This window comes from Clostridium bornimense, assembly GCF_000577895.1.
GTDB classification, from domain to species: domain Bacteria; phylum Bacillota; class Clostridia; order Clostridiales; family Clostridiaceae; genus Clostridium_AN; species Clostridium_AN bornimense.
In genome coordinates, this window is sequence record NZ_HG917868.1 from 991,269 (window position 1) to 1,012,333 (window position 21,065).

Consider the following 21,065-nt stretch of genomic DNA (forward strand, 5'->3'; position numbering starts at 1 on the left):
TATAGTATGCATTGTCCAATTATCTTATTAACAGACAAGTCGAAGTATTATTCAATATTAAAAAAAATAAATGAAATGATGAAAGATACGGAAGTAATTACTAGCAGAAGTTGTCCTCATTGTACTAGCACAAAAGTAATAAAGTATGGCAGAGTGAAAAGTAATAAAGCACAAATTTTTTATTGTAAGGAGTGCAAAAAAAGATTTGTAGAAACTATTGGGACACCATTTTATTATAGTAAGAAAAGTGAAGCAGTATGGAAGAATTATTTTGAAAATATGTGGATTGGATGTACTATAAGGCAGTGCTCTGGCAAGATGAATATTTCACAAAACACTTCATTTTCATGGAGACATAAAATTCTTGGTTATTATTCAAAATTTTTAAAAAGAAAAGCTTTAGAAAATGAAGCAGAGATATTAGTAAGGACTTATGTTCAAAATTCTAGAAAAGAGAAAGAATCAGCTATTGAAAATGTCAATAAAGAGGTTTTTTCATTAAAACCAGGAGAAAGATTTTATTTTTTCTTTACTAAAGATAAAGATGAAAATATAGAATTTATTCCTTTTGATAAGTATCCATTAGTAAGATCAAAATTAGAAAAGAACTTGTCTGTTATTCTAAATAAGGTAAAAAAGGTTTCTATTTATGGAAATAATGTTATTATGTCTTATGCTAAAAGAAAGTTTAAAGAAGTCTCAAAAATAGTTTCAAATTCTAAACTTTTTTTCTATGAAAAAGAGATGAGAACTTGGATGAGCGGATTTTGGGGAGTATCTTTTAGATATATTACTAATTATTTAAATTGGTTCAGAATATATTATAAAAATGATAAAGAATATACAAATACAAGACAGTATTTATATAGAACAGTTAGAGAACTTATTAATGAAAATATAATATAAAATGGGAAGGGCAAGCTTTGACTTAAAAAATGAATTACATAGGAATTAGCAAAAAACACTACTTATCTAGAACAGAAGAGTAATTTTTTTATTGATGGATTTTAAAAAAATTAAATAGATATAATTTTCATAACAAAATTATACAAAAAACACTACTTAGTTAGAATAGGTACTAATATGAAGTTTATCTATATACGGATGTAGAATAAAAAGGTTATCACACAATAATGTAAGTGATAGCCTTTTTATTTATGCAATCTTTTAGTAATAATTATATCAAACGTGTAATTTTTCAATGTCGAAAAATAAATAGAAGAAATGGTTGATAATTACTATGAGTTATCGTATACTATATAACATAATAAATAATAAATTATAAAAAGTTTATTTTAAATTTATCAAGGGAGATGTGGGAAGTGAAAGGAAGAAATTCAACTATTATTGCAGCTGCAATAACTACTGTTAGCGTGTTAGGAGTAATATTACTAATAGATGGGCATAAAACTGTGCCTACTGGACACACAGGTATAAAAGTAGTATTAGGAAAAGCACAAGAAGAGACGTTAGGAGAAGGGTGGCATTGGAAAATGCCTTTTGTTACAAAAATTGAAGTAATGGATAATAGAACTCAAAAAATAAAGGTAGAAGGTTCTTCAGCAAGTAAAGATTTACAAACTGTATCAACGAAAGTTGTAGTAAATTTTAGGATAGACAAGGAGCAATCTTCAAAGTTATATAGGAATGTAGGAAGAACTTATGAAGAAACAATATTAGCGCCAGCAATCTCAAATAGTGTTAAGGCAGTTACAGCAAGGTATACAGCTACAGATTTAATACAACAAAGAGATGAGGTAGCATCAGCAATGACAGAGGATCTAACAGAAAAGATGGCTACTTATGGTATCGTAATAGATGGGTTTAATATTACAAACTTTGATTTTAGTGATGAGTTTAACAAAGCTATTGAAGCAACTCAAACAGCACAACAAAATGCATTAAAAGCTCAACAAGAATTAGAAATATCTAAGGCTGAAGCAGAAAAGAAGATTGTAGAAGCACAAGGGGATGCTGAGGCTAATAGAATAAAAGCTGAATCAATTGATGATAAAATATTACAACAAGAATTTATTAAGAAATGGAATGGAGAACTTCCAAGTGTTATGGGATCTGATGGTAATATATTAGACATAAGTTCATTAATGGGGCAAGAGAAAAAGTAGAATTTAAAGATTAAATAATAAATATTTTTATGGAAATGATAATATTATGAATCATAATATTATCATTTTTTTGTGATTATACAAAAGAGGAGGAAAGTGAATGGATGAGAAAAGAACATTAAGATGGTATAACTTGGGCATGATAGCTTTTGTTATGGTATGGGGATTTGGAAATATAGTAAATAACTTTGCACAACAAGGATTGCAAGTAATTGTATCATGGATTTTGATTTTAGCACTGTATTTTGTTCCATATGCGTTGATGGTTGGTGAAATGGGATCAACTTTTGATTCAACTAGTGGTGGAGTAAGCAGTTGGGTTAAAGAAACGTCTGGAACTAAAATTGCATACTTAGCTGGATGGACTTATTGGGTTGTACATATTCCATATCTAGCTCAAAAACCGCAAGCAGTAGTAGTAGCGCTAGGATGGGTTTTCTTTCAAGATGGTTCTAAAGTAAGTAATATGAATCCAATGATGTTGCAGTTAATTACTCTTATAATATTTTTAATATTTATGTGGGTTGCATCAAGAGGAATAACATCCCTTAAGACAATTGGAACATTGGCAGGAACAGCCGTTTTTGTAATGTCAATTTTATACGTAATTCTTGTTTTAACAGCACCAATTATAAGAAATATAGAACCAGCTACCACTAATATATCCTTAAAAAATTTTGTACCATCCTTCGATTTTAAGTATCTAACAACATTATCTATGTTAGTATTTGCTGTAGGAGGAGCAGAGAAGATATCTCCATATGTTAATAATACAAAGAATCCAGAAAGAGAATTTCCTATTGGTATGATTATGCTAGCAACATTGGTAGGAATATCAGCTATATTAGGCTCTATAGCCATGGCACTTATGTTTGATGCTAATAATATTCCAGGAGATTTAATGTTAAATGGTCAGTATAATGCTTTTAAAAAATTAGGTGAATATTATGGACTTGGAAATCTATTTTTAATTATATATGCTTGTGCAAATACTATAGCACAAATTTCAGCATTAGTTTTTTCAATAGATGCACCACTTAAAGTATTACTTTCCGATGCAGATGAAGAATATATACCTAAATCAATGATGGGAGTAAATAAATATGGTGCGCCAATAAAAGGCTATTTATTAACTTTAGTTTTAGTTAGTATATTAATAATTGTACCAGCTCTAGGTATAAAAGATATAAATGGATTATTTAACTGGTTATTGAACTTAAATTCAATAGTAATGCCAATGCGATATTTATGGGTATTTTTTGCTTTTATAGCATTAAAAAAGGTTGGAGTGAAGAAAGATAAGGAAGGATATAAATTTGTTAAAAACGATTCATTAGGATATTTTATAGGAATGTGGTGTTTTATTTTCACTGCATTTGCATGCATAATGGGGATGTTTCCTAAAGTAGAATTATTTTCTTCACAATGGGTTTTTCAATTAATTTTAAATGTAATAACACCTTTTGTGCTTATTGGGCTTGGTTTAATATTGCCTATAGTAGCTAGAAGAGAAAAAGGGAAGAATAAATAATCATAAAAGTCGTTTAATATAACGACTTTTATTTGATTTAATTGTTATAATAAAATATAATTATCATGAAAATGTTTAAATTGAGGTGAGGAATATGTCTAAAGGTAATAGTTCAAAGCCAAGTAAAAAAGAGTTAAGAAAAGAAGAAAAAAGAAGACTTGAAGAAAAAGAGAATAAAGTTAAAAAGGTCATAGATATAGTTTTGGCTTTAATTTCAGTTGTAATGATTATATTCATACTTAGTATAATGCTTGTAAAAACAGAAAAAGGAAAACTTTTAGTATGTGGTATTGGGGGAATACTTCTATCTATAATAGCTAGTGTATATGGATATAAAGAATATAGATTTTCAAAAAAAGATGAAAAATATAAACAATATTTTGGAGGAGCAGTACTTTCTTTAGTTGTTTCAATTTTAATATTAATTACTGCTAATCTTATATAATGAAAAAAGGATATGTACTTATTACTGGAGCTACTAGTGGTATCGGAGCTGCTATAAGCGAAATTTTTATACAAAAAGGATACTCAGTATTGATTACAGGAAGAAATGCAGAGAAATTAGAAGAGTTTAAAAAAAGATTTTCAAGTAATGTTGTTGAGACTATTGCTGTGGATTTAAATAAAAATGAAAATATAAATCTTTTAAGAGAATATATAAAAGAGCATAATATATATATAGAAATTTTAATTAATAATGCTGGAGCTGGATATAATGGCTATTTCTTAGATATTCCTTTAGAAAATCATAAAGAAATAATTAATTTAAATGTAACGGCTTTTACAGAGATATTATATTTATCATTGGATAATATGATGAAAAATGGAGGGGGAAAAGTATTAAATGTAGCCTCTTCAGGAGCTTATCAACCAGGACCAACAATTGGTGTTTATTATGCTACTAAAGCTTATGTATTATCGCTATCTACAGCGCTGCGCGAAGAATACAAAGATACAAATATAAGTATTTCAACATTATGTCCTGGCGCTACTAAAACAGCTTTTTCAAGGAGAGCAGGTAAAGGAGATTTAGTAAATGCTGTATCACCAGAGTTTGTTGCTAAAAAAGCTATTAAGGGATTACTTAGGGGACAAGCAATTATTAAACCTGGAAGGTTAAATAGAGTATTAATAAATATTACTAAAGTTATGCCGGCAACGTTAAATGCCAAGATTGTAAAAAAGATACAGACAAAAGCTGCTAAGAAAATTTAAAATAATAGCATTAAGAGCATAGATAAGTAAGTTAAAAGTACCACTACTTAACTGCAACAGATGTGTATATGACAAAATCACCTATAAAGTGGAAATTAAAAGGCTCCTGATAACAGGGGCCTTTTAAACTATAATTTTTATATTACAAATTCTCCATCTTTAAAGATTTCAACGATTTTACCTTCAAAAGTTTCTGCTGTAATATTTAGATCCTCTGAACCTACCATAAAATCTTCATGAACTAAAGAAACATTACCACCAGCATTTTTTAGTTCTTCGTCAGTCATATTTTCTCCATTTTTGATTGTTGTAGCATAACAACTACCGAAAGCAAAATGACAAGATGCATTTTCATCAAAAAGAGTAGAATTAAAAATAACGCCACTTTGATTGATTGGAGAACTATTTGGTACCAATGCAATTTCTCCAAGATAAGAAGAACCTTCATCAGTTTCTATTAATCTCTTTAATAAATCATAATTATCTTCACAAGTAAAATCTACTACTTTTCCATCTTTAAAATGAAGAGTAAAGTTTTCAATTAATGAACCTCTATAGTTAAATGGTTTTGTGTTTTTTAGCCATCCATTTACACCAGTTCTATAAGGGGTTGTGAAAATCTCCTCTGTTGGTATATTAGCAATGAATTCGATCCCTTGTGCATTTTTTTCAGAACCACCTTGCCAAATTGCACCTTCAGGTAAATCTACAGATAAATCTATAGTAGGTGATTTGTAATACATTGTTTTTATTTTTAGATTATTTAATTTTGTAGTTCTGTTAAGCAATGTGTTTGTGTGAATTTTCCAAGCCTCTACAGCATTGTCATTGTCAGCTCTTACGGCAGAAAGTACAATATCATATAATTTATTTAATGCTTCATCTATTGGAAGGTTAGGGAATACTTTAGATGCCCAAGTTGGAGATGGAACATTTACAACACACCAGCTAGCTATGGAGTTTAAAATAAATTTGCTATGCTTTTTTAAAGCTAAATTTGATGCCTTACTTTCTATAGATAGCCTTTCACTATCAATACCTTTTAGAGCATCAGGGTTAGGTACTGTTATTGATAAATAGGCAGCATTAATTTCATCAGCACCATTTATGCAATCAACTAAGAATTTTGGATATTCCTCTAAATATTCTTTTTTAGAATATATGTACCTAGCTCTTTTGCATTTATTAGATATCCAATTTACGTGTACATATTTTGCACCAATTTTATAAGCTTCTTCCACAACAATACTAGTAAAATCTTCACATTCTATAGTACTATTAATATATAGTGTTTGACCGTCTTGAAGATTTATTCCGTTATTTACAATAAGTTTTGCGTAATTAATCAATTTGTCATTTAATGATAACATTAGGTCCTCCTTGTGATGTATTTTATTTACTTATTAATTATTATATCAAAATGCATCAGTATTATGAAATGTTTACAAATTAATTAAATAGTATAAAATATAAATATAGAATAAAATTTAGGTAGGATGAAGATGAATCAATTACAAAATAACAAAATCCTTGCTAAGAAGTTTTATGCAGAGAGAAATATTACAAAAGCGATGTACTTTTATTTAAAAGCATATAGCTGCGAAGGAGGAAATAAAGATAAAGAGCTTATTTTAGATATAGCATTACTATATGATGAGATGGGACAGTTAGAAAAGGCAAAGGAAAAATTTAAAGAGATAATAACTTTAGATCCATTAGAAGAAAGAGGATATTATGGAATGGCTATTGTTTATGATAATAGAAGACAGTTCAGTAAAGCTGTTGAATTTTATAAAAAAGCTATTGAAATAAATCCTAATTATAATAGAGCATATTTCTTTATGGCTGGTGCATATGATGCTATAGGAAAGCAAGATGAAGCCATTGAAGCTTATAAAAAAGTAATAGAGCTTAATGAGCATGATTTTTGGGCTCATTTAAATTTAGGTGCTATATATGAGGAAAGAAATGAAAATCAGTTAGCACTTAAGGAGATAGAGAAAAGTTTAGAAATAGAGCCATATGATTATTTGGCTTTATTTAATAAGGGGGTAGTATTAAAAAAACTTAATAGAATAGAAGAAGCTAAAAAGGCATATTTGCAATCAATAGATGAGAATGATGAATATTCTTATACATATTTGAATTTAGCAGTTATATATAAAGAAGAAGATAACTTAAAGATGGCTATAAAGACAATAAGCAAAGGAATATTAAAAAGACCAGAAGAGGGGTTTTTATATTATAATAGAGGATGTTTTTATAATAGTTTAGGGTGTGTTATAGAAGCTATTGAAGATTTGAAGAAGTGTATTGAGATATATACTCCTTTTATTAAGTATATAAGAAAGGATAAAGAACTTCGAAACTTAATGAATAATGGAGAATTTAAAGCTTTTATAGATAGTATTGACAGCCATGAGGAGGAAGAATAGTGAAAAAAATATTATTTGATTGGGTTTTACCAATATTAACAGCAATAATTTTAGCGATGGTTATAAAAAAATTTTTATTTGTAGTAGTAACAGTACCAACAGGTTCTATGAAAGCTACTATAATGGAAGGGGATAGGCTCCTTGTTACTAGAGTATATAATCCAGAAAATTTAAAAACAGGTGATATAGTTGTTTTTGATTTTAAAGAAGATAATGAGAAGTTTGTAAAAAGACTTATTGGAACACCAGGAGATACAGTAGAGATTTTTGAGGATGGTAGTGTTAAAGTTAATGGTAAATTATTAGATGATTCATATGTATATGAAAGAGAATATGTTACTGATGTTTATCAAAAATACGAAGTACCAGAAGATTCATATTTCTTTTTAGGTGATAATAGAAATGATTCTAAAGACTCTAGAAAGTGGAAAACTAGCCCATATATAAAAGGGGAAGATATAGAAGGTAAAGCACAATTTACATTGTATCCTTTTAATAGAATTGGGAAATTAGAATCTTATGATTTTGCAAAATAAAACTACATAGCTAAAGGCACAAAGATTTGTTATTAAAAGTAGCATTTCTTTGTGTTTTTTTATTTTATAAGAAATTTTAAAATTAAAAAGTAAGTTTAGGGGAAATAAAAAATAAAGCAGCTATAGCACTATTTTGTGTATGGTGTGTATTAGAGATATTACTTATGGGCTTTAGCGGATCATTAATACTTTAATATCATATTTAATTTTTACAAATAATTAATATACTCCTATTATGTAGATATGTATGAGAATAAAAATATCTATCATGAGAGGGAGTATTTTTTATGTATAAAAGATATATATATAGATGTGCATATAAGATATTATGATAAATGTAAAAAAATTAATGTTTATCATTAAATTTTAATTGAAAAACATTAAAATGCTTGTTGTTATATTATTAACATATTAAGGGAGGGGTTATATGAAAAATACAATTAATAAAATTAAAAAAGGAGGTAAGATTTATAGTAAGATTTTATTCTTAGTGATTATAGGGGTATCAATTTTGTTTATGGTAAACATTATTAATATAAAAAAAGTAACAGTTGCAGATAGGAAGAATATTCATATTGAAAAGATAGATAAAAGTTTTAGTGTTATTATAAATAATAAGAATTATGGTGAATTAGAAAACTATGATGCTAGTATAAATGATAACTGTAAAGAATTACTTATTATAAATTTGGTAAGTAATGAAATTAAATTGATATTTCTTTTTTCAATTGGTATTATTATTTATAGAATTCTTGTAGGTATAGGAAAAGATACAAGACCATTCACTAAATTAGTTAGTAAAAGAATAAAATTAATTAGTATTTTAATTCTATTAGTTGCGTTAATACCAACAATTACAAGAGGAATGTTAAGTTTCTTTTTATTTTCGAAAGGAGAAATGTTTTTCTCTAGTTATACACTTATATTAATATTTATTAGTTGTGTAGTCTGGGGGATATCTTATGCAGTAGATTATGGTTGTGATTTACAACAAGAAATAGATGAGACACTTTGAGGAATGGAAAGTTATGAGTATTATATTAAGATTAGATAGAGTAATGGCAGATAGAAAAATATCTTTAAATGAGTTAGCTGAAAAGGTAGGAATTTCAAATGTGAATTTATCTAATTTGAAAAATGGGAAAGTGAAAGCTGTAAGATTTTCAACATTAGAAGCTATTTGTGATGTTTTAGATTGCCAGCCAGGAGAAATTTTAGAATATAAGCGAGATAAAAAAGGTTGAAGTACGTCACGTATATTTAAATTTTTATTAATGATTTATTATTATGATATGTTATAATGTAAGGTACTACAATTTTCAGTATCGTATTAAAGGAGATTAGTTAATGGATAATTTAAATCAAGAAGTGGAACTTGCCATAGAAGAAAGTCATTTAGGATATGTTATAGAACAGTTAAAGGAAGAAAGATTAAAGGAATTAGAAAAAAGAATTAAAATTTCAAACTTGATAATAGATCATAGAAAAAAGACTTTAGAAGCATATGAAGATGATGAAGATAGAGTAGCAGAATATTTTGATCATGAGTCCTATGTAATGGAAGAGACATTTAAATCTATAGATAAGACAATTCAAGAAATAACAACTCTACTACCGGCACCTTATTTCGGAAGAATAGATTTAAGAGAAGAAGACAGTGAAGAAGATAAGTTATATATAGGTCGATTTGGTGTAATGAATAAAGAGAAATTTGAACCTATTATAGTTGATTGGAGAGCACCTATTGCTTCTACATTCTATAATGGAACTCTTGGAGAGACATCATATATGTCACCAGATGGAGAAGTATCAGTAAATGTTCTTTTGAAAAGACAATTCATTATTAAACAAGAAAAGCTAAAGGGAATGTTTGATTCTGCTATTGATGTAAAGGATGAAATTTTACAAAGTGTTCTAAGTAAAAATTCATCAGATAAGCTTAAGGATATTGTTATGACTATTCAAAGAGAGCAAGATGAAATTATAAGAAGACCTAGAAATTCTGTAGTTGTAGTTAATGGGGTAGCAGGTTCAGGAAAGACTACAATAGCATTGCATAGAGTTGCTTATTTGCTATATAACAATAGAGAAGTTCTTAAGAATAAGATGCTTATATTAGGACCAAATTATATTTTTATGGAGTATATTCGAGAAGTACTTCCTACATTAGGAGAGTCGGGTATTGATCAAATGACCTTTGTAGATTTTGCTTTAAATCTTTTAAATTTTGACAGAGATCAATTGATGACTTTTGATAAATATATGGAGAAGATAGTTGATAATGATAAAGAATTTATTGAAGTGGTGAAGAAAAAGACTTCAGAAGCATTTATAGAAGAATTAGATAATTTAGTTAAGAATATGGATGAAAATGCTGAAGTTAGAGAAATAAAATATTTTGATAATGTAGTACAGTCTGTAGAGGATATAAAAGATATGCTATATAATCATTTTAAGACTATGCCACTTTATAGAAGAAAGAAAAAGATTAAGAGAATAGTATTTTCAAAATTAAGAGATGCAAGAAACGAAAGAGTATGGGACATAGAAAGAAAGTTTAAAGAAACAATTGAGTCACTTAGTGAAGATGAACTTAAATTACAATTAAATAATTTAGAATACAAAAAAACATTGGATATAAGAGAAGCTGTGATGGAAGTTATAAATGTAAAGAAGACTTTAACATGGCTTGATAATATTGAAGTTGAAGAAATATATGAACCATATAAAAACGGTGATCTTTATACAATAGACGATTTAGCACCATTATTATATTTAAGAATTAAGCTAGAGGGTATTAAGCTTCAAAAGGAAATAAAGCATGTAGTAATTGATGAAGCACAAGATTATTCTAAACTTCAATTTATAGTTGTAAAAGAGATAACAGAAGCATTAGGACTTACTATTGTAGGAGATAGTAACCAAAGAATAACACCTATAGAAGGTAGTATTCCTATGGAAAGTATTGAAGAGATATATCTAGGTTGTGAAGATATTGAAAAGTTTTCTCTTAATAAAAGTTATAGATCTACAAAAGAGATTATGGAATATGCCAATAGCTATTTAGAAGGAGAAAAAATCGTTCCACTAGTTAGAAATGGAAATAAAGTTAAGGTAGAAGCTGTTAAAAGTAAAGAAGAGTTAGTAGATACTTTAAAAGAAGCTATCATGGATATGGAAGATGCTGAGATGGAGACAGTAGCTATAATAACTAAAAATAGAGAAGAAGCAGAGGAATTAAGTACACTTCTTGAAGGTGAAGGACTTAAGTTGTATGATAAAGAAGAAATGATATACAGAGGTGGATATATTATTATTCCATCATATCTATCAAAAGGTTTAGAATTTGATGGTGTAATAGTAGTAGAACAAGGAAATGAAGAAAGTAAATTATCTTATGTAATGAGTACAAGAGCATTACATAACTTAACAGTAATATCAGTATAGGATACAAAAACAAATATGATGACATAATACACAATAGATATATTTATATATATGTGTATTGAAAAATATAAGAGCTGTAGGAAAACTAATTTTTAGTATTCCTACAGCCTTTTATATTATTTGATATTTAAAACGATGGCTTTTGGTCTGCTCATAGCTTCGATTGAGTATCTTATACCTTGAGTACCCATGCCTGATGATTTTACTCCAAGGAATGGATAGTGATCTGGTCCTCTTTCAGTTTTGTTATTAATTTGAACAGTTCCAACTTCAAGTTTTTTAGCTATGTAGAAAGCTTTGTCTATATCTTGAGTGAATACAGATGATTGTAGTCCATATTCAGATTTATTTGCAATTTCAATAGCTTCATCTATTGAAGATACTCTAATTAATGGTAATACTGGGCCAAACGGCTCTTCCCAAGCAAGACGCATATCTGTAGTAACATTATCAAATAATGTTGGGTAAATTGTATTGTTTTCTCTAGTACCACCAGTTACTAATGTTGCACCAGAATCTTTGGCATCTTTAATTAAGCCTTCTACGAAGTCAGCAGATTTGTTATCGATTAATGGTGTAATTACAACACCATCTTCAGCTGGATTTCCAACTTTTAGTTTTTCGATTTTTTCCTTTAATAAAGGAATTAATTTGTCTGCAACACTATCGAAGGTAAGAATTCTTTTAACAGCTGTACAACGTTGTCCAGAATATGAATATGCTCCATTTACAATATTTGTTGCAGCTTCTTCTAAATTTGCATCTTCTAAGATTATAGCAGCATCTTTACCGCCTAACTCTAATAGAAGTGGTACCATTTTTGATAAAGAAGCTATGTGTTGTCCAACAGCAGTACTTCCTGTAAAGTTTATGAAGTTTATACCTTCATGACTTATTAAATAGTCACCAATTTCGCTACCTCTTCCAGTAACAGTATTTAATACACCAGCAGGTAATCCAGCTTTATTAAATACTTCTGCAAGACATAAAGCTGAAAGGGATCCTTGTGTAGGGGGTTTTAATATAACTGTATTTCCAGCAACGATTGCTGGTCCAATTTTTGATGCTGAAAGATTTATAGGATAATTAAATGGTGCAATTGCAAGAACAGTTCCAAGTGGTTCACGAGATACAAAGGCCATTTTTGATTTTGAACCTCCAGGGAAACTATCTCCACTTAAAGCTTCTCCTTGCATAGATTTTGCAGTGTCAGCAGTAAATCTTAATAAATCTGCTGTTCTAACAACTTCAGATACACATGATTTCTTATCTTTTGATATTTCCATCATCATTAAAGTTGCTATTTCTTCTGAATTTTCCTCTAAAATATTAGCAGCTTTATAAATAATATCAACTCTTTCATTTAAAGAAGTTTCTTGCCATGATTTTAAGGCTTCTTTAGTGTTCTTTATTGCCATATCAACTTCTTCAGTTGTCATAGCTTGAACTTTACCAAGGGAAGAACCATCTACAGGAGAAAAAATTTCAATTAATTTTTGGGAACTAGACTCAATCCATTCTCCATTGTATAGATTCTTATATATTTTGTCATTGTTGCGTAAATTTGAGAACAATTCTATCACCTCTTCAGTAAAAAAAATTTTGTTATTAACAAATTTTAAATAAATTTATTATACAATATATTATATTGTTCCACAAAATTATACAAGTATTATTGCAAAATAAAAAATCTACTGAGACAATTCAGAGTAGATTTTATTTTAATGTAGTATTATTTTTTGTAAAAGCTAATATTAAAAAGTCAGCGAGCGTAACCGATCCCTTGTTCTACTAGATACCATTTTTTATCTTCTTTATTATATTCATAAGTTACATCATGATATGGTGTATCATAAAAAAGTTCTGCATACTCGCAATCTTTTAGTAGATAATCATACTTTTGGCAAATTTCGCTGATTTTTACGCTGCTTCCTTTTAGAAAGTAATTTATATCGTTTACAGAAAGTTGTAATATATGTTCACTACAAGGGAAAAAGATAGTATCGTCATCTAAGATAATAGGTGGTTTTTTTCCGTAGTGGGCAAAGCCTATAAAGTTTGGATTTAAAATAGGATTTCTTCTCATTAGCAATCCCTCCCTCGATATACTGTATTTACTATAATTATAAGATTTTGAAAAAATATACTCAAATTCTATAGTTTAGGATTTGAGCGTAATATCTCTTAAATAATGTTATTTACTCTAGTTTAAAAAAAAACACATTATTTTTTAAATTTTAAATTTTCTAACTTTTCAAAAGAATAAGAGATGAACTCTTATTCTTTTGAAATATTAATTTATAGATAACTTTTGTAGAGCTATTAATAATTACAATTATTTCTACCAACAATTTCATCTAATGATAAAGTTCTAGTATCACAATCACAAGGACAGCAACAAGAATTGTTGCAATTATTAGAATTGCAGTTATTATAATTATCATTATAGCTAGCTACATCATTATAATTATAGTTATTGCAATTATCATTATAACTAGCTACGTCACTATAATTATTATAATTGTCGTAGTTATTGTAATTATTTGAACAACTATTGTAATTATCATAGTTTGCATAATCATTTGAATATTCATTACAATTATCAGTAAAGTTAGTCCAAGTATTTCTAGTGTTGAATTCGTTACTAGAATTATTATATGAGTTATAGTCAAAATCAGAATTGCAACGGGAATTGCAATCACAGTCAAAGTCACAGTCAAAGTCACAACAATCACGGTCGCAATCACAATTATTGGCATTTTCTAAAGCTGATAATAATTGGGCAAAATCGCTAGCTAACTTTCTTTCAGCCATAGCTGTTGATTTTAATAGTTCTATGAATTCACATACTTTTTTACATAAGTTCTTTGAGCAACCTTTGAAAAGACAGCAGATAAGTCTAGTCACTTCTTTTGTAAAACAAGCAAATGCTTCTGCTTCTTTTTCAGCTGCTTCAGCTATTTGTTTTACTAGACAAGGAGAATTATTTCCACATTCTAGTGCTTGATTTAGACTATAAGCTGTGCTAAATAAATTATTTGCGGCAGCTTTTCTATCACAGAAAGCTTCTTTAACTTCGCAAAGTAATTCTTTCTTTTTACAACAGCTTAAGTTACTTTCTTTAATTAAGCATTGAATCTTACGAAGAGCGCAATTGAAGGAACGATTTAATTTCTCCTCTGATTCTGCAATTGATTGGTAAAAACAGTACATAATTTTTTCCTCCTATTTGATACTATAATATCAATGTTTTTTATAATATTAGTATATGAATAAGAGGAAATCTGGTGAAAACTATTTGGTTTTGTTAACAGTTATTACTGTTGAAAAATTTAAATTTTTTAGTTTGATTTCTTTATTTATGTCGTTGATTAGATCAGTTTCGGATTTATATGTTTTATATAAAGTATCATCAGTAGTTATATTAAATAGTACATTTTTATCATCACCGCTGCCTACAAGCCTTAAATCACTCATATTGGTGATACAATGAAAGTCTTTAAGAATATCTCTCATTATGTCTTCGGTGATACTGATTTCTTTATGGTTTAAATTTATTGGATCCATATGAATTACAAGATGCACGTTTAATTTTGTTGAAATTTCTTTTTCTGCTCTATCAATTATGTCATGGACTTCAACTAGTGTTAATGTTGAAGGAACTTCAGCATGTATAGAAGCAAGATATTTATTAGGACCATATGAATGAATTAGTAAGTCATGGACACCTAATATATTAGGATAAGATAATACCTCTGATTCAATATTTGTAACTAATTCAGTAGAAGGTTTTTCTCCTAATAAAGTATTCAATGTTTCTTTAGATAATTGAAATCCTGAATATAATATAAAAATAGCAACTATTAGTCCCATTATGCCATCTAGAGGAAAAGGAATCCAATTAGATAGAATTAATGATATAACAACAGTTCCAGAAGTAAAACAATCACTAAGAGCATCTACAGAAGAAGCTTTAAGGGCAGAAGAGTTAATAAGTTTAGCTAAATAACCATTAAATCTACTAAGCCATAGTTTAAAGGATATTGAAATTAATATAAGTAAAGTTGGTATCCATTGAAATTTTATTGGAACAGGATGAATAATTCTTGAAATAGAAGATTTTACGAAAGAAAAACCAACTAATATTACTAACACTGAAACTATTAGTGCTGATATATACTCTATACGACCATGACCATAAGGATGATCATCATCGGCAGGTTTTGATGCTAACTTAAATCCAATAATTGTTACTACTGAACTAAAAACATCGGATAAATTATTAAAAGCGTCAGCTGTAACAGCTAGAGAATTAGATAATATACCAACTACAAATTTTATAGAGAATAAAATTATATTTATAATGATTCCTACAATTCCACCAAGAAATCCAAATTTGTCTCTAACTTTACTATTGTTTTTATAGTCTTCACTATTTTTTATAAAGGTTCTTACTAAAAATTTAGAAAACATATATAGTTATACCTCGCTTTATTATAGTTTATTTCTTTAATTATATATTAAAGAATTACCATTTGCATATAAATAAATTAATTTGTTATACTGTATAAATTAGGAGGGAATATTATGTGTAGTTTAAGTAAAGAATTAATAGATTTTTTATATAGTAGTCCTACAGCATTTCATGCAGTAGAAAATATTAAAAACATATTAAGAACAGAAGGGTTTGAGGAATTGAAAGAATGCCAAAGATGGCAAGTAAATAGTGGTGGAAAATATTTTGTAGATAAAAATGGATCAGCATTAGTTGTTTTCACTATTGGTGAAGAAAGTGTTAATTTTGATGGATTTAAAATAGTGGGGGCTCATACAGATTCACCAGGATTTAGAATAAAACCTAATCCAGAGATGATAAGTAATAATTATATAAAGTTAAATACTGAAGTTTATGGAGGACCTATAATTAATACCTGGTTTGATAGACCATTAGCTATTGCAGGAAGAGTTTGTACTAAAAGTGATAATCCATTGAAGCCTAATTATCATATTGTGAACATAAATGAACCTATAGCATATATACCAAATTTAGCAATACATATGAATAGAGAGATAAATAAAGGGGTAGAATTAAATAAACAAGTAGATACTTTACCTATTTTAGGCCTTATAACTGAAGAGTTTGAAAAAGATAATTATCTGCTAAAGATAGTATCAAAACAATTATCTATAGAAGTAGATGATATTTTAGATTTCGATTTATATTTATATGAATTTGAAAAAGGTACTACTTTTGGTGTTGAAAAAGAATTTATATCATCTTCAAGAATAGATGATTTATCAATGGCATTTGTTGGTGTAAAAGCAATGATAAATTCTTTAAATAGTGGATTTAAGGGAACTAATGTATTAGCACTTTTTGATAATGAGGAAATTGGAAGTACTACTAAGCAAGGAGCCGACTCTCCGATGCTTTCAAATGTATTAGAGAGAATAATATATAGTATGGGAGGAAATAGAGAAAATTTCTTTATGAATCTTGCTAATTCATTTATGATATCTGCTGATGGTGCTCATGGAATCCATCCTAACAGATCGGAAAAAAATGATCCAACAAACATACCATATATAAATAAGGGACCAGTAATAAAAATTTCTGCAAATCAAAGATATACATCAGATGCAGAATCTATAGCTATTTTTAAGAATATATGTAATAAGGCTAATGTGCCATATCAAACGTTTGTAAATCGTTCTGATATGATGGGAGGTTCTACTATTGGACCAATATCTTCATCACATTTACCAATTAAGAGTGTAGATATAGGTGCAGCTATGCTTGCTATGCATTCTATAAGAGAGGTTATGGGAGTTAAAGATATTGAATATTTTGAAAATGTTATTACAGAATTTTATAAAATATAGAACTTATTATTAACTATTGAAATATATTGTTATTGATGATAAAATAATCTAAAATAAATAATTAATGAATATTGCCTATGGTAGAGGTGCTAAAGTCAATAGTAGTTATTTTTAGTGGGTACACAGTGAGAAATAATGAAAGGGACAATGGCCGAAGTGAATGGATAGACGTTGAAGTTCACTGGCATTATAAATAATATTTATGATGTTGTCACTAATTTTCGTGGAGAGCTACAAAGGTTACATTTTACAAAAATGATGTATTGCATAATACAGCTAAGGTAAGTGTACCCTAGCTGTTTTTTTGTTTTTTAGTAATTTTTACATAAGAAAAATAAATCTATATAAATGTTGTAGCATAAAGCAGTATTCGTAGTAAGTTAATTAAGGGGGCTATTTTAATGAAGTTATTAGGGACAATGAGGATAGAAGAAGATACACTTTATATAGGTGGAGTATCAACAAAAGAATTAGCTAAAGAATATTCTACTCCGCTATATGTCATTGATGAACAACATGTGAGAAATGTATGTAGAGAGTATCTAAGGAATTTTAAAGTAAAAGAGAATGGAAATAGAGTTACTTATGCAGGAAAAGCATTTTTACCATTAGAAATGTGCAAAATTATAAATGAAGAAGGATTATGTTTAGATGTAGTATCAGGTGGAGAGTTATATACAGCTTATAAAAGTGGGTTTCCTATGGAGAAGGTATTATTTCATGGAAATAATAAAACTATTGAAGAGATTAAAATGGGTATCTCTTTAGGTGTTGGAAGATTTGTTGCAGATAATTTTTATGAATTAAATACAATTAATGAATTTGCAAAGAAAGAAAATAAAGTTGTCAATGTTTATATTAGAATAACACCAGGTATTGAGGCTCATACCCATGATTATATTAAAACAGGTCAAATAGACTCTAAGTTTGGTTTTACACTTATTAATGATGGTGTAGTAAATGCTGTGAAAGAGATATTGAAGTTAGAGAATATTAAACTTATGGGATTGCATGCTCACATAGGATCTCAAATATTTGATGTAGATCCTTTTGTCGATGAAGTAGAAGTTATGTTTAATATAATGAATGATGTAAGATCAAAACTAGGGATAGAACTTCCAGAATTAGATTTAGGAGGTGGCTTCGGAATATATTACACTAAAGAAGATAAACCAAAGAATCCGAAAGTATTTTGTGATGCTATATTAAATAAGGCAGAAGAGATGTCTAAAAAATTAGAATATCCTATGCCTAAATTAATTATAGAGCCAGGAAGATCTATTATTGGTAATGCAGGTACAACTCTTTATACAGTAGGATCAATAAAAGAAATACCAGAAGTAAGAAAATATATATCAGTAGATGGTGGTATGACAGATAATATAAGGCCATCTTTATATAGAGCAGATTATGAATGTGCTATTGCCAATAAGATGAATTGTAAGGAAGAAGAGTTAGTAACTGTAGCAGGAAAATGTTGTGAGTCAGGTGATATATTAATATCAGATGCTAAACTACCAAAGGTTGAAAGTGGAGATATACTTGCAGTAGCTACTACAGGGGCATATGGTTACTCTATGTCATCTAACTATAATAAAATACCTAGACCAGCAGTGGTTATGGTTAAAGACGGAAATAGTAGAGTAGTATGTAAAAGACAAAGTTATGAAGATTTATTAGCATCAGAAATTATATAAAAGGTGGGGATTTTTATGAAATTTAGTGGAGTATGGTTACCTATTATTACACCATTTAAAGATGGAGAAGTTGATTTTGATTCTTATAAGAATATGATAGAAAGTTATATAGATACAGGTATTACTGGATTTATTCCTTTAGGAACTACTGGAGAAACACCTACTTTAAGTGAAGATGAATATTTTTCTATAATAGAAAAGACTATAGAATATGTAAAAGGAAGAGTAAAGGTAGTAGTTGGTGTTGGGGGAAATAATACAAAATCTTTGATAGAAAAAGCAAAAAAAGTAGAAGCGTTAGGAGTAGATGGTATTCTATCAGTATGCCCATATTATAATAGACCAGATCAAAGGGGAATATATGAACATTTTAAAGCTCTTGCAGAATCAATAAATACAGATATTATTTTATATAATATTCCATATAGAACAGGAAGAAATATTGAAATATCAACAATATTAAAGCTTGCAGAAATACCAAATATAGTTGGTATTAAAGATGCTTCAGGAAGTTTTACTGAATCGCAAAAATTAATTATGAATAAGCCTAAAGATTTTGCTGTATTAACAGGAGAGGATGCTCTATTCTACTCAACTTTAGCATTAGGAGGAGATGGAGGGATACTAGCTTCATGTCATGTAAATACTAAAGAGTTTGTTAGCATATATAAATATATAAAAGAAGGAAAGATGGAAGAAGCATTAAAACTTTGGAAGCCATTGTATGAATTTATTCCATTATTATTTAAAGAACCAAATCCTGCACCGCTTAAATATATAGCAAAAAAGATGAATTTAATTGAAAGTGATGAGATAAGATTACCACTTTTGAATATTAGTAAGGAACTAGAAGCAGAATTAGATGAAGTTTTAGGTTTTTAATAATTGTCAGCATGAAGTATATTTCTTCATTGTATTGAGAAAATACAAATGAAGAGGTGATTTAAATGAGTGATAATAAAAAACAGGAAGAGAAAATTAATAGGGAATACGATAAGGTTAATAAGGAAGAATATGATAAATTAAGTTTAGCAGATGATAAGAAAAGAATGGGAAAAGGAAACCCACTTAATCAAAAAAGGTAAAATTATATTGTGAAATATTTACAAAGAGAGTATGATAAAAAATATCATTCTCTCTTTTTTTTGTTAAATATTAATTATAGAATCTATAATAATTTCAAAGAATTAAACATAGATTATTATATCTATGGTTACTAAGGGGTTGTTAAAAGTGAAAAAGTTTATTGGAACTATTATATCAATAATAGTTATAGTGTCAATTATAATAGGGGGGACGTATTACATATATTTTTATCCTAAGACAGAAGTAAAATCTATAGACAGCAACGTATCAATAAATCAATTAGAAATAGTAAAAAAGTTTATACCTAATAACGCAAATTTTAGTTTAAAAAATATATCTATAGATTCCGATGTTAAGTTTTCAGAAGAAGAAATTACAGATTTAGTTATAATGGCAATTAGCGATATAGAAGGAATAAAGGAAAATATTAATGGAATATTAGTAGATATAGAAAATAATGAAATTAAGTTAATAGTTAATGCTAAGTATAAATTTATACCTGTGGAAATAAATTTGATGTTTGATTGTAGAAGCAAGGATGGAGATGCTGTATTGCATTATAAAAAAGGAAATATTGGTTTTATATCAATAAGTAAGGAAAAAATTTTTAGAGGTATAAAAGAAGATAAATGGATTAAAATAGATAAAGAAAATGGAGATATTATAGTAACTTTAGATACAATAGATGGATTGGAAATTACTAATGTTAAAGCTGAAAAAGATAATATAGAGTTATCTATTCATGGAGATATTAGTCTTTTTAAATGAGATAATTGTTCTTTTAGAAAGGAAAGAGTAGAGTGGTAAATAAGGTATTTGAAGTCTTAGCAATGGTGGATTTATTGATATTTATTATATTTTCTATTATGTTTGTGGAACTTACAGCGATAAATGAAACTTCATTATTTATTCTAGTTATTTTAATAATAGGATCTACTTATGGAGCAATAAAATTGACAATAGATTATTTTAAATATGATAAAAGTTTAAGATGTTTTTTTTCAATATTGAGTTATTGTTTTGTTGATGTGTTGTCTTTAGTGGCAATAATAGTTATAGGAAGTTTGTTAATATAAGAATGTATTGAAGTTAATAATTTTCTCTCATTT

The 21,065-nt window shown here is 28.1% G+C and carries 21 protein-coding genes and 1 riboswitch; of the genes, 16 read left to right on the top strand and 5 right to left on the bottom strand.

Annotated features, from left to right (window positions below):
• The first annotated feature begins 6 nt into the window (after positions 1-6).
• The 5 genes from CM240_RS16750 (at position 7) to CM240_RS04395 (ending at position 4,872) form a co-directional block, all read left to right on the top strand.
• On the top strand, positions 7-906 hold the full coding sequence (locus tag CM240_RS16750) for an IS1/IS1595 family N-terminal zinc-binding domain-containing protein (protein WP_051483685.1): 900 nt from the start codon (positions 7-9) through the stop codon (positions 904-906).
• Positions 907-1,322: 416 nt separating this feature from the next.
• Positions 1,323-2,126 (top strand): prohibitin family protein, encoded by an 804-nt coding sequence (locus CM240_RS04380; RefSeq protein WP_051483686.1) that lies wholly within the window; start codon positions 1,323-1,325, stop codon positions 2,124-2,126.
• A 100-nt stretch (positions 2,127-2,226) separates the two neighbouring features.
• The gene (locus CM240_RS04385; RefSeq protein ID WP_044036856.1) at positions 2,227-3,657 is read left to right on the top strand and encodes an APC family permease; all 1,431 of its coding nucleotides are present in this window, start codon (positions 2,227-2,229) and stop codon (positions 3,655-3,657) included.
• Between the two features lie 94 nt (positions 3,658-3,751).
• The gene (locus tag CM240_RS16755) at positions 3,752-4,102 is read left to right on the top strand and encodes a DUF4181 domain-containing protein (protein WP_051483687.1); all 351 of its coding nucleotides are present in this window, start codon (positions 3,752-3,754) and stop codon (positions 4,100-4,102) included.
• Positions 4,102-4,872 carry an SDR family NAD(P)-dependent oxidoreductase gene (locus tag CM240_RS04395; RefSeq protein ID WP_044036860.1) on the top strand — a complete coding sequence of 257 codons (771 nt, stop codon included), beginning with the start codon at positions 4,102-4,104 and terminating at the stop codon, positions 4,870-4,872. Before CM240_RS16755 ends, CM240_RS04395 begins: the two co-directional genes overlap by 1 nt.
• A 137-nt stretch (positions 4,873-5,009) precedes the next feature.
• Here CM240_RS04395 and CM240_RS04400 read toward each other — a convergent pair whose 3' ends face one another.
• Positions 5,010-6,242, bottom strand: a complete 1,233-nt coding sequence (locus CM240_RS04400; protein WP_044036862.1) for an aminopeptidase — start codon at positions 6,240-6,242, stop codon at positions 5,010-5,012.
• A 126-nt stretch (positions 6,243-6,368) separates the two neighbouring features.
• Between CM240_RS04400 and CM240_RS04405 the strand changes: the two genes are divergently transcribed.
• From CM240_RS04405 to CM240_RS04425, 5 genes are all read left to right on the top strand, one after another.
• Positions 6,369-7,307, top strand: a complete 939-nt coding sequence (locus CM240_RS04405; protein WP_044036871.1) for a tetratricopeptide repeat protein — start codon at positions 6,369-6,371, stop codon at positions 7,305-7,307.
• Positions 7,307-7,843 carry a signal peptidase I gene (gene lepB / locus CM240_RS04410; RefSeq protein WP_423219471.1) on the top strand — a complete coding sequence of 179 codons (537 nt, stop codon included), beginning with the start codon at positions 7,307-7,309 and terminating at the stop codon, positions 7,841-7,843. The genes CM240_RS04405 and lepB overlap by 1 nt, the downstream gene beginning before the upstream one ends.
• A gap of 427 nt (positions 7,844-8,270) precedes the next feature.
• Complete coding sequence (locus tag CM240_RS04415; protein WP_044036874.1) at positions 8,271-8,858, top strand: hypothetical protein; 588 nt, start codon at positions 8,271-8,273, stop codon at positions 8,856-8,858.
• A 13-nt stretch (positions 8,859-8,871) separates the two neighbouring features.
• Entirely contained in the window at positions 8,872-9,087 is a 216-nt protein-coding gene (locus tag CM240_RS04420; protein WP_044036876.1) for a helix-turn-helix domain-containing protein, read from the top strand.
• Between the two features lie 103 nt (positions 9,088-9,190).
• On the top strand, positions 9,191-11,290 hold the full coding sequence (locus tag CM240_RS04425) for a HelD family protein (protein ID WP_044036878.1): 2,100 nt from the start codon (positions 9,191-9,193) through the stop codon (positions 11,288-11,290).
• 116 nt (positions 11,291-11,406) lie between these two features.
• Here CM240_RS04425 and CM240_RS04430 read toward each other — a convergent pair whose 3' ends face one another.
• The 4 genes from CM240_RS04430 to CM240_RS04445 all read right to left on the bottom strand — a co-directional run bounded on the left by CM240_RS04430 (position 11,407) and on the right by CM240_RS04445 (position 15,763).
• Positions 11,407-12,864 (bottom strand): NADP-dependent glyceraldehyde-3-phosphate dehydrogenase, encoded by a 1,458-nt coding sequence (locus CM240_RS04430; protein ID WP_044036880.1) that lies wholly within the window; start codon positions 12,862-12,864, stop codon positions 11,407-11,409.
• A 188-nt stretch (positions 12,865-13,052) separates the two neighbouring features.
• Positions 13,053-13,376 (bottom strand): hypothetical protein, encoded by a 324-nt coding sequence (locus CM240_RS04435; RefSeq protein WP_044036882.1) that lies wholly within the window; start codon positions 13,374-13,376, stop codon positions 13,053-13,055.
• 236 nt (positions 13,377-13,612) lie between these two features.
• Positions 13,613-14,503, bottom strand: coding sequence for a hypothetical protein (locus CM240_RS04440; protein ID WP_044036883.1), 891 nt, complete (start codon positions 14,501-14,503; stop codon positions 13,613-13,615).
• A gap of 81 nt (positions 14,504-14,584) precedes the next feature.
• Positions 14,585-15,763: a cation diffusion facilitator family transporter gene (locus CM240_RS04445; protein ID WP_044036884.1), complete on the bottom strand. Its 1,179-nt coding sequence runs from the start codon at positions 15,761-15,763 to the stop codon at positions 14,585-14,587.
• Between the two features lie 114 nt (positions 15,764-15,877).
• On the opposite strand from CM240_RS04445, the gene CM240_RS04450 reads away from it, so the two are divergent.
• From CM240_RS04450 to CM240_RS04470, 6 genes are all read left to right on the top strand, one after another.
• Positions 15,878-17,173 (top strand): M18 family aminopeptidase, encoded by a 1,296-nt coding sequence (locus CM240_RS04450; RefSeq protein WP_044036886.1) that lies wholly within the window; start codon positions 15,878-15,880, stop codon positions 17,171-17,173.
• Between the two features lie 73 nt (positions 17,174-17,246).
• Positions 17,247-17,415, top strand: a riboswitch (Lysine riboswitch).
• 159 nt (positions 17,416-17,574) lie between these two features.
• Positions 17,575-18,870, top strand: coding sequence for a diaminopimelate decarboxylase (gene lysA, locus CM240_RS04455; RefSeq protein WP_044036888.1), 1,296 nt, complete (start codon positions 17,575-17,577; stop codon positions 18,868-18,870).
• A gap of 15 nt (positions 18,871-18,885) precedes the next feature.
• The gene (dapA, locus tag CM240_RS04460) at positions 18,886-19,752 is read left to right on the top strand and encodes a 4-hydroxy-tetrahydrodipicolinate synthase (protein WP_044036890.1); all 867 of its coding nucleotides are present in this window, start codon (positions 18,886-18,888) and stop codon (positions 19,750-19,752) included.
• Positions 19,753-19,817: 65 nt separating this feature from the next.
• Positions 19,818-19,955, top strand: a complete 138-nt coding sequence (locus CM240_RS17760) for a hypothetical protein (protein ID WP_173400226.1) — start codon at positions 19,818-19,820, stop codon at positions 19,953-19,955.
• 148 nt (positions 19,956-20,103) lie between these two features.
• A complete protein-coding gene (locus CM240_RS04465; protein WP_051483688.1) occupies positions 20,104-20,724 on the top strand; it encodes a hypothetical protein in 621 nt (206 codons plus the stop codon).
• A gap of 32 nt (positions 20,725-20,756) precedes the next feature.
• Entirely contained in the window at positions 20,757-21,032 is a 276-nt protein-coding gene (locus tag CM240_RS04470; RefSeq protein ID WP_044036893.1) for a hypothetical protein, read from the top strand.
• Positions 21,033-21,065 lie beyond the last annotated feature (33 nt).

Excerpts from the sequence above, each read along its gene's own strand:
- CM240_RS16750 (WP_051483685.1), top strand. The coding sequence starts at position 7 with ATGCATTGTCCAATTATCTTATTAACAGACAAGTCGAAGTATTATTCA.
- CM240_RS04435 (WP_044036882.1), bottom strand. The coding sequence starts at position 13,376 with ATGAGAAGAAATCCTATTTTAAATCCAAACTTTATAGGCTTTGCCCAC.
- CM240_RS04420 (WP_044036876.1), top strand. The coding sequence starts at position 8,872 with ATGAGTATTATATTAAGATTAGATAGAGTAATGGCAGATAGAAAAATA.
- lysA (WP_044036888.1), top strand. The coding sequence starts at position 17,575 with ATGAAGTTATTAGGGACAATGAGGATAGAAGAAGATACACTTTATATA.
- CM240_RS04415 (WP_044036874.1), top strand. The coding sequence starts at position 8,271 with ATGAAAAATACAATTAATAAAATTAAAAAAGGAGGTAAGATTTATAGT.
- CM240_RS04425 (WP_044036878.1), top strand. The coding sequence starts at position 9,191 with ATGGATAATTTAAATCAAGAAGTGGAACTTGCCATAGAAGAAAGTCAT.
- CM240_RS04405 (WP_044036871.1), top strand. The coding sequence starts at position 6,369 with ATGAAGATGAATCAATTACAAAATAACAAAATCCTTGCTAAGAAGTTT.
- CM240_RS04395 (WP_044036860.1), top strand. The coding sequence starts at position 4,102 with ATGAAAAAAGGATATGTACTTATTACTGGAGCTACTAGTGGTATCGGA.
- dapA (WP_044036890.1), top strand. The coding sequence starts at position 18,886 with ATGAAATTTAGTGGAGTATGGTTACCTATTATTACACCATTTAAAGAT.
- CM240_RS16755 (WP_051483687.1), top strand. The coding sequence starts at position 3,752 with ATGTCTAAAGGTAATAGTTCAAAGCCAAGTAAAAAAGAGTTAAGAAAA.
- CM240_RS17760 (WP_173400226.1), top strand. The coding sequence starts at position 19,818 with ATGAGTGATAATAAAAAACAGGAAGAGAAAATTAATAGGGAATACGAT.
- CM240_RS04400 (WP_044036862.1), bottom strand. The coding sequence starts at position 6,242 with ATGTTATCATTAAATGACAAATTGATTAATTACGCAAAACTTATTGTA.
- CM240_RS04385 (WP_044036856.1), top strand. The coding sequence starts at position 2,227 with ATGGATGAGAAAAGAACATTAAGATGGTATAACTTGGGCATGATAGCT.
- CM240_RS04445 (WP_044036884.1), bottom strand. The coding sequence starts at position 15,763 with ATGTTTTCTAAATTTTTAGTAAGAACCTTTATAAAAAATAGTGAAGAC.
- CM240_RS04450 (WP_044036886.1), top strand. The coding sequence starts at position 15,878 with ATGTGTAGTTTAAGTAAAGAATTAATAGATTTTTTATATAGTAGTCCT.
- CM240_RS04440 (WP_044036883.1), bottom strand. The coding sequence starts at position 14,503 with ATGTACTGTTTTTACCAATCAATTGCAGAATCAGAGGAGAAATTAAAT.